At 69.8% G+C, this 13,584-nt stretch carries 13 protein-coding genes; 6 read left to right on the top strand and 7 right to left on the bottom strand.

The genetic code is table 11. The features are described 5' to 3' along the window. Positions 1-32 precede the first annotated feature (32 nt). The 3 genes from purL to purS are packed head-to-tail and all read right to left on the bottom strand — an operon-like array spanning position 33 to position 3,285. Positions 33-2,375: a phosphoribosylformylglycinamidine synthase subunit PurL gene (gene purL / locus BJ970_RS10105; RefSeq protein ID WP_376775014.1), complete on the bottom strand. Its 2,343-nt coding sequence runs from the start codon at positions 2,373-2,375 to the stop codon at positions 33-35. Continuing rightward, complete coding sequence (purQ, locus tag BJ970_RS10100; RefSeq protein ID WP_184726018.1) at positions 2,372-3,049, bottom strand: phosphoribosylformylglycinamidine synthase subunit PurQ; 678 nt, start codon at positions 3,047-3,049, stop codon at positions 2,372-2,374. Before purQ ends, purL begins: the two co-directional genes overlap by 4 nt. Continuing rightward, complete coding sequence (gene purS / locus BJ970_RS10095; protein ID WP_132482148.1) at positions 3,046-3,285, bottom strand: phosphoribosylformylglycinamidine synthase subunit PurS; 240 nt, start codon at positions 3,283-3,285, stop codon at positions 3,046-3,048. Before purS ends, purQ begins: the two co-directional genes overlap by 4 nt. 263 nt (positions 3,286-3,548) lie before the next feature. Here purS and BJ970_RS10090 point away from each other — a divergent pair, with 263 nt between their 5' ends. Beyond that, complete coding sequence (locus tag BJ970_RS10090; RefSeq protein WP_184726017.1) at positions 3,549-3,950, top strand: hypothetical protein; 402 nt, start codon at positions 3,549-3,551, stop codon at positions 3,948-3,950. A gap of 269 nt (positions 3,951-4,219) precedes the next feature. Then, positions 4,220-4,855 (top strand): MBL fold metallo-hydrolase, encoded by a 636-nt coding sequence (locus BJ970_RS10085; protein ID WP_184729008.1) that lies wholly within the window; start codon positions 4,220-4,222, stop codon positions 4,853-4,855. Positions 4,856-4,863: 8 nt separating this feature from the next. Here the strand turns inward: BJ970_RS10085 and BJ970_RS10080 are convergent, their stop codons facing one another. Further along, on the bottom strand, positions 4,864-5,607 hold the full coding sequence (locus BJ970_RS10080; protein WP_184726016.1) for a DUF2334 domain-containing protein: 744 nt from the start codon (positions 5,605-5,607) through the stop codon (positions 4,864-4,866). Between the two features lie 216 nt (positions 5,608-5,823). Then, entirely contained in the window at positions 5,824-6,717 is an 894-nt protein-coding gene (locus tag BJ970_RS10075) for a phosphoribosylaminoimidazolesuccinocarboxamide synthase (RefSeq protein WP_184726015.1), read from the bottom strand. 99 nt (positions 6,718-6,816) lie between these two features. On the opposite strand from BJ970_RS10075, the gene BJ970_RS10070 reads away from it, so the two are divergent. Continuing rightward, positions 6,817-7,467: a TenA family protein gene (locus tag BJ970_RS10070; RefSeq protein ID WP_184726014.1), complete on the top strand. Its 651-nt coding sequence runs from the start codon at positions 6,817-6,819 to the stop codon at positions 7,465-7,467. Positions 7,468-7,615: 148 nt separating this feature from the next. On the opposite strand, the gene purB is transcribed toward BJ970_RS10070, so the two are convergent. Further along, positions 7,616-9,049 carry an adenylosuccinate lyase gene (gene purB / locus BJ970_RS10065; RefSeq protein ID WP_184726013.1) on the bottom strand — a complete coding sequence of 478 codons (1,434 nt, stop codon included), beginning with the start codon at positions 9,047-9,049 and terminating at the stop codon, positions 7,616-7,618. Positions 9,050-9,360: 311 nt separating this feature from the next. Between purB and BJ970_RS10060 the strand changes: the two genes are divergently transcribed. The 3 genes from BJ970_RS10060 to BJ970_RS10050 all read left to right on the top strand — a co-directional run bounded on the left by BJ970_RS10060 (position 9,361) and on the right by BJ970_RS10050 (position 13,002). Beyond that, positions 9,361-9,627, top strand: coding sequence for a hypothetical protein (locus BJ970_RS10060; RefSeq protein WP_184726012.1), 267 nt, complete (start codon positions 9,361-9,363; stop codon positions 9,625-9,627). Positions 9,628-9,694: 67 nt separating this feature from the next. Then, positions 9,695-11,260 (top strand): ABC transporter transmembrane domain-containing protein, encoded by a 1,566-nt coding sequence (locus BJ970_RS10055; protein WP_184726011.1) that lies wholly within the window; start codon positions 9,695-9,697, stop codon positions 11,258-11,260. Continuing rightward, positions 11,257-13,002, top strand: coding sequence for an ABC transporter ATP-binding protein (locus BJ970_RS10050; RefSeq protein WP_184726010.1), 1,746 nt, complete (start codon positions 11,257-11,259; stop codon positions 13,000-13,002). The genes BJ970_RS10055 and BJ970_RS10050 overlap by 4 nt, the downstream gene beginning before the upstream one ends. Here BJ970_RS10050 and BJ970_RS10045 read toward each other — a convergent pair. Next, complete coding sequence (locus BJ970_RS10045; protein ID WP_184726009.1) at positions 12,990-13,574, bottom strand: TetR/AcrR family transcriptional regulator; 585 nt, start codon at positions 13,572-13,574, stop codon at positions 12,990-12,992. The genes BJ970_RS10050 and BJ970_RS10045 overlap by 13 nt on opposite strands. Between the last annotated feature and the right edge of the window lie 10 nt (positions 13,575-13,584).

Genomic DNA, 13,584 nt, shown 5'->3' with positions numbered 1-13,584 from the left:
GTGACCGACTCGGTCACGGGTACCCCTGGAAATCAGTTGAAAAGCTTGGGAAGGGTGCCTTCCCAGGCTTCGCGGAGCTCGGCCAGCGGGATGTCCGCGACGTCCTGGATGTCAAGCGACTGGGCACCCGCGTCCGCGACGCCGACCTTCGCCCACGGCAAGCCGCGCGCGGTGCACATGTCCGTGAACCGGAGTTCCTCGGTGCGCGGAACCGCGACCAGGACCCGGCCCGCCGACTCCGAGAACAGCCAGACGAACGGGTCCGCGCCCTCCGGCAGGACCACCCGGGCACCGCACTCGCCGATCAGCGCCGTCTCCACCAGCGCCTGGGCCAGGCCGCCCTCGGAGAGGTCATGCGCCGCCGAGATCATGCCGTCGCGCGAGCCCGCGACCAGCACCTCCGCCAGCAGCTTCTCGCGCGCCAGGTCGACCTTCGGCGGGACGCCGCCGAGGTGGTCGTGGGTGACGCGCGCCCACTCCGAGCCGCCAAACTCCTCGCGGGTCTCGCCGAGCAGCAGCAGCGTTTCGCCTGCCTCCCCGCCGATTCCGGTGGGGATGCGGCGGGTCACGTCGTCGATCGTGCCGAGCACGCCGACGACCGGCGTCGGCAGGATCGGCTTCGCCCCGGTCTGGTTGTAGAAGCTGACGTTGCCGCCAGTCACCGGGATGCCCAGCGCCTGGCAGGCGTCGGCCAGGCCGCGCACCGCCTGCTGGAACTGCCACATCACGCCCGGGTCCTCCGGCGAACCGAAGTTCAGGCAGTTGGTGACCGCCACCGGCGTGGCGCCGGTGGTCGCCACGTTGCGGTAAGCCTCGGCCAGCGCCAGCTGCGCGCCCGCGTACGGGTCGAGGCGGGTGTAGCGGGCATTGCAGTCGGTGGCGATCGCGATGCCGCGCCCCGTCTCCTCGTCAATGCGCAGCACGCCGCCGTCCGACGGCTGGGCCAGCACGGTGTTGCCGCGCACGTACCGGTCGTACTGGTCGGTGACCCACGCGCGGGAGCACAGGTTCGGCGACGCCGCCATCCGCAGGATGGTCTCCCGCAGCTCGTCCGACGTGGACGGGCGGGCCAGCGTGTTCGCGCTGTCCGCCGCGATCAGGTCCTGCTCGGCGGGCCGCTCGACCGGGCGTTCGTAGACCGGGCCCTGGTGCGCGACGGTGCGCGGCGGCACGTCCACCACGAGCTCGCCGTGCCAGTAGATCTCCAGATTCTCGCCCTCGGTGACCTCGCCGATGACGGTCGCGGTGACGTCCCACTTCCGGCAGACCGCCATGAAGGCGTCCACGTTGGACGGCTCCACCACTGCGCACATCCGCTCCTGCGACTCGCTGGAGAGGATCTCCGCCGGGTTCATCCCGGTGGCACGCAGCGGGACCTGGTCCAGGTCGACCCGCATGCCGCCGTCGCCGGCGGAGGCCAGCTCCGAGGTCGCGCAGGACAGACCCGCGCCGCCTAGGTCCTGAATGCCCACGACCAGCCCCGCGTGGTACAGGTCCAGGCAGCACTCGATGAGCACCTTCTCGGCGAACGGGTCGCCGACCTGCACGCTGGGCAGCTTCTTGCGGCTCCCCGAAGACCCACTTGCGGGGGTTGATCCTGCGCTCTCATCGCCGTCGAAGGTCTCCGACGCCAGCACCGAGACCCCGCCGATGCCGTCCAGGCCGGTGCGCGCACCGAACAGGATGATCTTGTTGCCCGTGCCGCTGGCGTGCGCCAGGTGCAGGTCCTCGACCTTCATCACGCCTACGCACATGGCGTTGACCAGCGGGTTGCCCGCGTAGCACTCGTCGAAGACGACCTCGCCACCGATGTTCGGCAGCCCCAGGCAGTTGCCGTAACCGCCGACCCCGGCGACCACGCCGGGCAGCACCCGCTTGGTGTCCGGGGCGTCGGCGGGGCCGAAGCGCAGCGGGTCGGCCACCGCGACCGGGCGGGCGCCCATCGCCATGATGTCGCGGACGATGCCGCCGACACCGGTGGCCGCGCCCTGGTAGGGCTCCACATAGGAGGGGTGGTTGTGGCTCTCCAGCTTGAACGTGACCGCCCAGCCGTCGCCGATGTCGACCACCCCGGCGTTCTCGCCGATGCCCGCGAGCATCTTCGCGCGCATCTCGTCGGTGGTGGTCTCGCCGAAGTACTTCAGGTGCACCTTCGATGACTTGTAGGAGCAGTGCTCGCTCCACATCACCGAGTACATGGCCAGCTCGGCCTCGGTGGGCCGGCGGCCCAGGATCTCCCGGATCCGGGCGTACTCGTCGTCCTTGAGCCCAAGCTCGCGGAACGGCTGGGCGGTGTCCGGCGAAGCCTTCGCTTGCTCGACAGTGTCAAATTCGACGGTTCGACCGTCGGTGTCCACCTTCACCAAGTTGTTCACGCTGCCACCAGTGCATCCAGAACGGACAGGAACATGCCGAGGCCGTCGTCGGTGGGGCCGGTCAGCGGGTCGATCGCGTGCTCCGGGTGGGGCATCATGCCCGCGACGCGCCCACGTGCGTCGGTGATGCCCGCGATGGCGCGCTGCGAGCCGTTCGGGTTCTCGCCCGCATAGCGCAACAGCACCCGGCCTTCGCCTTCGAGCTCGTCGAGGACGGCCTTGTCGGCCATGTAGTTGCCCTCGCCGTGCTTGACCGGGATCAGTAACTCGGCACCCGCGTCGTAGCGGGTGGTCCAGGCGCTGGTGTTGTTCGCCACCGTTAACCACTGGTCGCGGCAGACGTAGTGCAGGCCCGCGTTGCGGGTCAGCACGCCGGGCAGCAGCCCGGACTCGCACAGGATCTGGAATCCGTTGCACACCCCGAGCACCGGCATGCCCTTGCGGGCGGCCGTCACGACCTCGGTCATCACCGGGGCGAATTTGGCGATCGCACCGCAGCGCAGGTAGTCGCCGTAGGAGAAGCCGCCGGGCACGATCACCGCGTCGACCCCGCGCAGGTCGTGGTCGGCGTGCCAGAGGGCGACCGATTCGGCGCCCGCGCGGCGCACGGCGCGCGCGGCGTCCACGTCGTCGAGGGTGCCGGGGAAGGTGATGACGCCGATCTTCGCGCTCATGCTTCCACCCGGCGCACGGTCCAGTCCTCGATCACCGGGTTGGCCAGCAGCGTTTCCGCGATCTTGGCGAGCGTGTCGTCGTCGACATCGTCGGCGACCTCCAGCTCGAACCGCTTCCCCTGGCGGACTTCGGTGATGCCCCCGAACCCGAGACGGGGTAGCGCGTTGGCCACCGCCTGTCCCTGCGGGTCGAGGATTTCCTGCTTCGGCATGACGTCGACAACGACTCGGGCCACGGGTGCTGCTCCCGGTTTCCGTGCAGATCCGCCGGGAGCCCGGCGGATGGCCAGCAGTACCGCCAAAGGGTAACTGAGCTGGGAGTTCACCCGATCCGGGAGGGGTCCGCGGGTGCGGCGCGGCTCACGACACGGCCAGATAGTCGTGTTCTGCGACACATTTCCATGATGTTGTCTAAACCTTTTGCCCGGCGGACGTCTATATGACCGGGGGCAACGAAAGCCCTTGCATGGATTGCCTTTTACTGAGGGGACGCACACAGATGCGCACATTCAACACGCTGCTGGCGGCCGGATTGCTCGCCGGACTCGCGCTGACCACGACCGTTCCGGCGATGGCCGAACCGAGCCCCGACGCGGTCGTCGCGGCGCCCACCGACCAGCTGCTCAGCGCCGACAAGTCGGAGGTCCGAGCGGGTAACACGCTGACCCTGCGGCTGGACCACGGCGACGAGGGGGTCAACTGGATCTCGTCGAAGGCGTTCGTGCGCAACCGCGAGCACCCGTTCGGCGCGGACGAGGGCCTGGCCGAGATCGTGCGGGACCGCGGCGGCCGGGCCGAAGCCGTGGCCACCATCGCCGACGTTCCGCCCGGCGAGTACACCGTGCACACCCGCGTCGGCGGTGGCGCCGGGCCGACCCTGCGGATCAACGTCATCAAGTGATCCATCGCCTCGTGCGTGCTTCGGGACCCTCCGGTGCCCCGAAGTATGCACGGGTCTTACCAGCGGAAATGGCGCCGATCACGGACAACCGTCAACACCGGGCCCCGAGGCCGCAACCCCGTGCTGGCGCATTTCGCCGGTTTTCCCTGCTCAGCCGGCGTGAGCACTGTGGGCGGGTATCGCACCCCACAATGGCAACGGGCCTCCACCGGGCCGCGCCGAACATGGAAGAGTGGACTGGCTGGCGGCTCATCGAGGAGGGAACAACCGTGCAGATCACCCACTTCGGGCATTCGTGCGTGCTGATCGAGACCGAATCGGCTCGGCTGCTGATCGACCCCGGCGCATTCTCCGCCGACTTCGAGGACCTCCGCGACCTCGACGCCGTGCTGATCACGCACCAGCACGTCGACCACCTCGACCTCGACCGGCTCCCCGGCCTGCTCGCGGCCAACCCGAACGCCCGCCTGGTGGCAGACGCCGGTTCCGCTTCGTCGATCGCCGAGAAGGGGCTGACGGCCATCACCGCACGGCCCGGTGAATCGCTGGAACTGGGCGGTGTGGCGGTCAACGTCGTCGGCGGCTCCCATGCGGTGATCCACCCGGACCTCCCGGTGATCGACAACATCGGCTACGTCGTCGACCACGGCGCCTTCTACCACCCCGGGGACTCGTTCTTCGTGCCGGAGCAGCGGATCGACGTGCTGGGCCTGCCGGCCGGCGCGCCGTGGATGAAGCTCTCCGAAGCGGTCGACTTCCTGCGCGCGGTCACACCGCGAGCTGCGGTGCCGATCCACGAGGCAGTGTTGGCGAAGCCGCACCTGCACTACCGCATGTTCGAGCAACTCGGCCCGAAGGACACCACAGTCGACGTTCTGGCCAAGGGCGCCCAGACCACGCTCTGACCCCGTCCTTAGGGGCGATTTCGATGGACATCAACGCGTCGATTTCCATCGAAATCGCCGACCCCGTGGGCGAACGCGGCATAGGTGAGCGGCCGCGCGCCGTGGTGCAGGGCCAGGTCGATGGCGTCCAGGACGGCCTGCCGCGAGAACGGCTTGCCCAGCTCAGCGGCGTCCAGGGCGAGTCGGACCAGTCGACCGCGGCGGGCCGCACGCCCGACCCCCAGCACGAGCGCCCGGCACCACCACGGCTCGACCCGCGAACCCGGACCGAGCACCCGGATCCGAGCCCGGTGCACCCGGCCGGTCGCCAGTTCCCGGACCGCCATCGCATCCGCGCAAACCGAGAATCCGCGCCGCTGCAACGCGGTTACCGTGCCGGGCGAGGCGAGCCAGCGCGGCGGGATGAAGGTGTCCGTCCGCAGCCCGGCCTGCTCCAGCACCGCCGACGCGGCCACCAGGCGCAGCCCGGCTTCGTGCGCCGGGAGCCTGGCCGCCGGCGCGAGGCGGGCGCGCAGGCCCGGCGACACGCGGGCGAAGCCGTACAGGCTGACGCCGTCCCCCCGCGCCAAGCGCTCGGCCACCCAGTGCAGCACCGGGGACTGCGGACTCCGCGCTTCCAGTTGGTCCGGGCGTGGCGAGATCAGCAGGGACAGCGGGACCTGGCGGTGGTCCAGTTCCGCGGCGAACTCCGCGCACTGGTCCAGCACCCGGTGCCCGAGTCCGGACAACGACACCACGAGCGGCGTGCTCACGGTCCCTCATTCGGCCTGGCCCGGGTGTCCACGACCTGACTGCCAGGTGTCCCCGCGGCGCAAATCCAGCGAACCTCCACGTCGTCACCTTCGGCACCCCTCGGTCGGCCGCGGCGCCGACACGCCGACGCGTAACCCCACCGGGCTAATGCGACGGAACAACGCTCGAAACGGCCCTGTTCAGGCGAGAGGCACCTGAAGATGGTTATGAGACGCTTACGGCGTGGGGGTAAGCCAGTCGGCGAAGGCGCGGCCGGTGATCCGTTCGTAAGCCTCGACGTAGCGGGCGCGCGTGGCGTCGACGATCTCGCCCGGCAGCGGGGGCGGCGGGGAGTCCGACGCGCGGTCCCAGCCGGAGGCCGCCGAGGTCAGCCAGTTGCGTACGAACTGCTTGTCGAAGGACGGCTGCACCTTGCCCGGTTCGTAGCCGTCCGTCGGCCAGTACCGCGACGAGTCGGGGGTGAGCACCTCGTCGCCTAGCACCAGCGAACCGTCCGCGGCGAGGCCGAACTCGAACTTGGTGTCAGCGAGGATCACCCCGCGGCCGCGTGCGTGCTCCGCCGCCTGCCGGTACACCCGCAGCGTCACGTCGCGCAGCTCGGCGGCACGGTCCGCGCCCAACTGCGCCGCCACCTCCTCGAAGCTGACGTTCTCGTCGTGGTCGCCGATCGCGGCCTTGGTCGCCGGGGTGAAGATCGGCTCGGGGAGCCGGGACGCCTCGGTGAGCCCGTCCGGCAACCGCACGCCGCACACCGCGCCGGTGCGCTGGTAGTCGGCGAGCCCCGAGCCGGTGAGGTAGCCGCGCGCCACGCATTCCACCGGCAGCATCTCCAGCCGCCGCACCAGCAGCGCCCGGCCGCGCACCTCGCCGGGGATCCGTGGGTCGTCGGCGGCGACCAGGTGGTTCGGCATCACGTCGGCGAGCAGTTCGAACCAGAACACGCTCATCGCGGTCAGCACCCGGCCCTTGTCCGGGATCGGGGTGTCGAGCACGTGGTCGTACGCCGAAATGCGGTCGGAGGCGACCAGCAGCAGGTGTTCGTCGTCCACGGCGTGCAGCTGGCGAACCTTGCCCGCCGCGATCTGGGGGTAATCGGCTAGTGCAACCACGAGCGGGATTGTCTCGCACCGCGGCGGCCGGAGAGATACCCGGCCTTCGGAGCGGTATCTTCCCGCCGTGGCCCACCGCCGCCAGAACAGGAGGACTCCGTGACCGAGACATTCACCGAGTGGCTTCGCCAACGCAGCGAGCCCGACTGGACGGCGGTGGTCACGCACCCGTTCACCCAGGGCCTGTTCGACGGGCTGGTGCCGACCGAATCGATGCGCTCCTACCTGGTGCAGGACTACCAGTTCGTGGACGACTTCCTGGCACTGCTTGGCGCCGCGCTGGCCAAGGCCGACCGCTATTCGTCGCGGCTGGCGATCGCGGGCAGCATCGCCGTGGTCACCAGCGAGGAGAACACCTATTTCCAGCGCGCGTTCGACGCGTTGGGGGTCGGCGAGTCGGACCGGGTGCGCCCGAAGCTGGACGAGGCGACCGTGGCGTTCCGGGATCTGATGAACGACACCAACGCGCGCGGCAGCTACGCCGACGTGCTGACGGTGCTGACCGTCGCGGAGTGGACCTACCTGGAGTGGGCGATGCGGGCGCCGACCGCCCTGCCGGAGAACTTCGTGCACGCCGAGTGGATCACGCTGCACAACAACCCGGACTTTCAGGGCTGGGTGCAGTGGTTGTGCCGCGAGCTGGACCGAGTCGGGGCCGACCTCGACGAGCGCGACCGAGCGCGCTGCCTGCGCCTGTTCCAGCAGGCCACCCGGTGCGAACTCGACTTCTTCGACGCGCACTGGGGATGACGCTGGAACGCTCTTCCGCGATGCGGAATGCCGGTTTCAGCCCGCCCGGTTTTGCCTGAAATTTGGCGGGTTTTGCCGGGGTTCAAGGGCTCCAAGTTCAGGCAAAACCGGAACGCGCCACCGAATCGGGTGGTGACTCGGCGCGGGGTCAGAGGATGTCCGCCGGGCGGTACGCCGCGGCCTCCGGGTAGCGAGCGGTGATCTTCTCGATCTGGCCGACGATGTCGCCGACCTGGGAGGCCGCCGCGCCGGTGAAGGCCAGGCGGTCGGCCAGCAGCGATTCCAGCTGGTCGCGGTCCAGGGGAAGGCGCTCATCGGCGGCCAAGCGGTCCAGGAGATCGTTGCGTTCCGCGCCCTGTTCGCGCATGGCCAGCGCGACCGCCACCGCATTCTCCTTGATCGCCTCGTGTGCGGTCTCCCGGCCGACGCCGGCACGCACCGCCGCCATCAGCACCTTCGTGGTGGCCAGGAACGGCAGGTAGCGGTCGAGCTCGCGGACGACCACCGCGGGGAAGGCACCGAACTCGTCGAGCACGGTCAAAAACGTCTCCAGCAGGCCGTCGAAGGCGAAGAACGCGTCCGGCAGCGCCACCCGGCGGACCACCGAGCAGGACACGTCGCCCTCGTTCCACTGGTCACCGGCCAGCTCGCCGGTCATCGAGACGTAGCCGCGCAGCACCACCGCGAGGCCGTTGACCCGCTCGCAGGACCGGGTGTTCATCTTGTGTGGCATCGCGCTGGAGCCGACCTGCCCCGGCTTGAAGCCCTCGGTCACCAGCTCGTGCCCGGCCATCAGCCGGATCGTGGTGGCCACGTTCGACGGCGCGGCGGCGAGCTGGGCGAGCGCGGTGAGCACCTCGAAGTCCAGCGAGCGCGGGTAGACCTGGCCGACGCTGGTCAGCGTGCTGCCGAAGCCGAGGTGACCGGCCACCCGGCGCTCCAGTTCGGTGAGCTTGGCCGCGTCGCCGCCGAGCAGGTCGAGCATGTCCTGCGCGGTGCCGACCGGCCCCTTGATGCCGCGCAGCGGGTAGCGCGCGAGCAGTTCCTCAAGCCGGTGGAAGCCGACGAGCAGTTCGTCGGCGGCGGTGGCGAAGCGCTTGCCGAGCGTGGTCGCCTGGGCGGCGACGTTGTGCGAGCGCCCGGCCATGACGAGTTCGCCGTACTCGCCAGCGAGCTTGCCCAGCCGCGCCAAGACGGCGACCGTCCGGTCGCGGACGAGTTCCAGGCTGCGGCGGACCTGCAGCTGCTCGACGTTCTCGGTGAGATCCCGGGAGGTCATGCCCTTGTGGATCTGCTCATGGCCGGCGAGGGCGTTGAACTCCTCGATGCGGGCCTTGACGTCGTGCCGGGTGACCCGCTCGCGGGCGGCGATGGAGTCGAGGTCGACCTGCCCCAGCACCCGCTCGTAGTCGGCCGGCGCCTGCTCGGGAACCTCGATGCCGAGGTCGGCCTGGGCGCGCAGCACCGCAAGCCACAGCTTGCGCTCCAATATGATCTTGTACTGCGGGGACCACAGCTCGACCAGTTCGGGCGAGGCGTAGCGGGTGGCGAGGACGTTCGGAATGCTGGGCTTGACCGTCACGAACAGCGAGGATACCGGCCTGGTGCGCCCGTTCGGCCCACCCGGTCGGCGGCGGCAGCACCGGCGGCCGCACCAGCGGTGCGCGTCCACCGATGCGGTCCGAGCGCCGGGACGCCGGTCGGTCGAAGTGCGCACCCGTTCGAAACAAGCAACGTTCCGGGCGGATGATCCGGCGCCGCGGCACGAATGCCCGTGGCCGGCCGGGAACATTAATTCGAACCGAAATAACTGGACGGGTACTGGACGGTGGACAAATCCCGAACATATCGTTGGAACCTAACCGAACGACACGAACAAAGGGACTCGAACTGATGGTCATCGACGTGTTCCGCGACGAACGGCAGGACGCGTTCTGGATAGTCGGATCAGGTCTCGCCCTGCGGCACGCCACCACCCATCGCCCCGGCGCGGTGTACGCCGGCCAGTGGATAGCGTCCCTGTGCGAGGTTCAGCTGAAAGTTCCGCAGCCCACGCCGAGCGGTCGAGAACCGAACTCGAAACCGGTCACCGACAAATGCCCGGAATGCACGCAGAAAGCGACCGAGGCCAATTTCGCGGAAATAACCTGGGACTTTTGACTGACGCGGGCTGCGGCCGAAAAATCGGTCGCCACCCCGTGCGGCACGAACTACCGTCGATCCCGCCATGCCACCGAGTAGTTCGGGTTCGGTCCGATTCTTGTGGTCCCTGCTGGCGAAACGGCCGGGACTGCTGACCCTTGCGACGGTCTCCGGCGCGTTATGGATGCTGCCGACAGCACTGCTGCCGCTGGTCATCGGCCAGGCCATCGACGCCGGGATCCGCGACGGCGACGGCGGCACGTTGTTGCGCTGGGTGCTGGTCGTGCTTGGTCTCGGCCTGACTCAGATGGTCGCCGCCGGGGCACTGCAGTGGGCTGCGCATACTCTCTGGCTGCACGGCGCGACGAGCGCGCAGCGGATCGTGCTTGGCCACGTGGTGGGCCTCGGCGGGGTGCTGGCGCGCAAAGTCCGGGTCGGCGAGGTGGTCGCGGTCGGCGCGTCCGACATCTACCGCATCGGCTCGCTGTTAGAGGTGATCGGCCGGGCCACCGGCTCGCTGGTGTCGTTCGCGGTCGCCGCGATCGTGGTGCTGTGGATCTCGCCGATCATGGGCGTCATCGTGCTGATCGGGGTGCCGCTGGCGACCGGTGGCATCGGCCCGCTGCTGCGCCCGTTGCGCCGCCGCGAGGAGACGCAACGGGAACGGCTTGGCCAGGTCAGCGCCCAGGCCGCGGACATCGTTTCCGGGCTGCGGATCCTGCGCGGCATCGGCGGCGAGACCCGCTTCCACGCGCGATTCGTCGACGCCAGCCAGCGGGTCCGCGAGGCGGGCGTGGCCGCCGGGCGGATCGAGGCTTGGCTGGCCGGTGCGGAGATTCTGCTTCCCGGCCTGGTCACGGTCCTGGTGACCTGGCTCGGCGCGCGGCTGGCGCTGGACGGCACGATCAGCGTCGGCGAGTTGGTCGCGTTCTACGGCGTGTCGGCGTTCCTGGTGATCCCCGTCCGCACCGCCACCGAAGCCTCCTACGCGTTCGCCTCGGCGATGGTCGCGGCCGGCCGAGCACGCGCGCTGCTGCGACTGGAGCCCGAACCGGCGCCGCCGGAGCACCCGAAGCCGCTGCCTCCCGGCCCGCTGGGGCTGTTCGATGAAGCAACCGGGTTGCGGATCCCGGCGGGCCAGCTGACCGTGATCGACGCGGGCGAGCAGGCCGAAGCCCTCGCCGAGCGCCTCGCCGCCGAGTCGATCGCCGGCGACGTGCCGCTGCGCGACGTCGGACCGGACGAGTTGCACCGCAGAATCGTGTTGGCGCACAACCAGGATCTGCTCTTCTCCGGACCAGCCCGCGCCGAGCTCGACCTAGAGTCCGAAGTGGACCTCGAAAGCGCCTTGCACGCCGCCGATGCGCACGAAGTGATGTCCGCCCTGCCGGTTGACGGGCAGCTGGACGAGCGAGCGCGCTCGCTGTCCGGCGGCCAGCGGCAGCGCCTGCTGCTCGCCCGCGCCCTGTGCTCGGACGCCGACGTGCTGATCCTCGACGAGCCGACCTCGGCGGTCGATGCGCACACCGAGGCGCGGATCGCCCAGCGGGTCAGCGAATTCCGGCGCGGCCGCACCACCGTCGTGCTCAGCCAGAGTCCACTCTGGACTGCGGTGGCGGATCGGGTGCTGGATGCGGGAGCGAAGACATGACCACCAAGCTGCCGTTGGCGGACGGGGCCACGGTCCGCCGCTGGATGTGGCGCACGATGTTGCTGCACCGCCGCCGCTTTGCCGCGATGATGCTGTTGTTCATCCTGGCGACGCTCGTCGGGCTGGTGGGCCCGCAAGTACTCGGCACCCTCGTCGACTCGGTGCTCGCCGGCACCTCGACCGGGCACGTCGACCTGCTCGCCGTGGCGTTCCTCGCGATCCTCGTGACGCAGGCGTTGCTGGCGCGTTCGGCACGATTACGCGCGACCTTGCTCGGCGAGCACCTGCTGGCCGAATCGCGTGAAGGCATGGTCGGGCACGCGCTGCGGCTTCCGCTGGGCACGGTTGAGGCAGCGGGCACCGGTGACCTGCTCAGCCGCGCCACCACCGACGTCGACCGGCTCGACTTCACGATTCGAAACGCCGCCCCCGAGATCACCACGGCGCTGATCACCGTGGTGTTGACCGGCGCCGCGATGATCATCACCTCGCCGCTGCTCGCCTTGGGCATGCTGGTGGCGGTGCCCCTGATGGTCTTCAGCACGCGCTGGTACGTCCCGCGCTCGCTGCCGACCATCCGGCGGGCGATGGCGAACTGGTCGGAAGTCCAGTCGAGCATGCACGAATCCGTCGAAGGCGCGCGAACCGTCGCTGCCCTGCGGTTGCGCGGACGTCGCGTCGCGCGCAACGAGCAGGTGCTCGGCCGGGCCCTCGAAGCCGAGCAGCGGCACCGGTTTCTGCTCACCATGTGGCTGCCGTGCCTTGAACTTTCCTACGTGCTGCCGATCGGTGCGATCCTGCTGATCGGCGGCTGGGCCTATCAGGCGGGGCTCGCCGAGCTCGGCACGATCATCACCGTCGTGCTCTACGCCCAGGCGATGTCGAACCCGTTCGACGAGCTGTTCATGTGGCTGGAAGAGCTGCAGATCGGGCACACGGCGCTGCAACGGATCCTCGGCGTCCGGGAAGTTCCGGTGGCCGAGGACTCCCCGCACCGGCCCGGCGAGGCGAGGGCCCGCGATCTAGCCATCCGCGACGTGCGCTTCTCCTACCGGCCGGACCGGGAGATCCTGCACGGCATCGACCTGACCGTCCCGGCCGGGCAACGGTTGGTCATCGTCGGCCCGTCCGGTGCCGGGAAATCCACGCTGGGCCGGTTGATCGCCGGGATCAGCCGGCCGGGCTCCGGATCGGTCGCCTTTGGCGGCACCGAGATCACCGAACTGCCCGCCGAGCAGTTGCGCCGCGAGGTGGTGCTGCTGACCCAGGAGCAGCACGTGTTCGCCTGCACGCTGAGGGACAACCTCACGCTGCCGGACGGCGAAACGACCGATGATCGGCTGACCGATGCGCTCAAGACGGTCGGCCTCCAGGACTGGGTAGAAGCGCTACCGGACCGGCTCGACACGGTGCTCGGTTCCGGCGGCCACCCCGTTCCGGCCTCCCGCGCCCAGCAGCTCGCGCTGGCCCGGGTGCTGCTGGCCGACCCGCACACCGTGGTCCTCGACGAAGCCACGTCGCTGCTGGACAACGTCACCTCACGGGAGCTGGAGCGGGCGCTCTCGACACTGCTGGCGGGGCGCACGGTGATCGCGATAGCGCACCGGCTGCACACCGCCCGCAATGCCGACCGGGTGGCCGTGATGTCGGAAGGACGCATCGTCGAGATCGGCAGCCATGCCGAACTGCTGGCGGCCGATGGCTCCTACGCGCGGCTTTACCAGGTGGCTCAGCCCAGCTGAGAACGCAGCATCCGGCGGGCCGCACCGCGTGGGTCGGGGTCGCTTTCGATCAGCGCGTTCACCACCGCGCCGTCCACCAACGCGATCAGTTCGAGCAGCCGGTCGCGGCTGACCTCCATGCCGCTGCGGGCGAAGATCTCCGCGAGCAGGTCGTGCAGTTCGGCGCCGAGTTCGCGCATCAGCGGCGCCAGATAGGGGCGGCGCGGCGAGCCGACTAGCCGCTCGTAGCGCAGCAGCACCGGTTCCGCGCCGCCGTCCCGCGAGCCGGTGCCCAGCAGCAGGTCCAGCATCAGCTCGATCACCGCGTCGGTGCTGCGCGGAAGTTCGGCGAGTTCGTTGAGCCGGGCGCGGCCGATTGCCAGCTCCTGCCGCGACTCGTGCTCGACGGCGGCGCTGATCAGATCGTTCAGGGACGAGAAGTAGTAGGTGGTGGAGGCCAACGGCAGCCCGGCGCGCTCGGCGACCGCGCGGTGCCGCACCGCTTCGAAACCCCCCTCGGCCAGCAGCTGCGCGGCAGCCGCCACCAGGGCCTGCCGCCGCCGCTCGCCTTTCGGAGTACTGGCCGCTGTCATATCTGTCGAT

The sequence above is a fragment of the Saccharopolyspora phatthalungensis genome (genome assembly GCF_014203395.1).
In the GTDB taxonomy this organism is placed as follows: domain Bacteria; phylum Actinomycetota; class Actinomycetes; order Mycobacteriales; family Pseudonocardiaceae; genus Saccharopolyspora; species Saccharopolyspora phatthalungensis.
The sequence above is the reverse complement of the archived record's forward strand: the minus strand, read 5'-3'. Positions and strand labels throughout refer to the sequence as shown.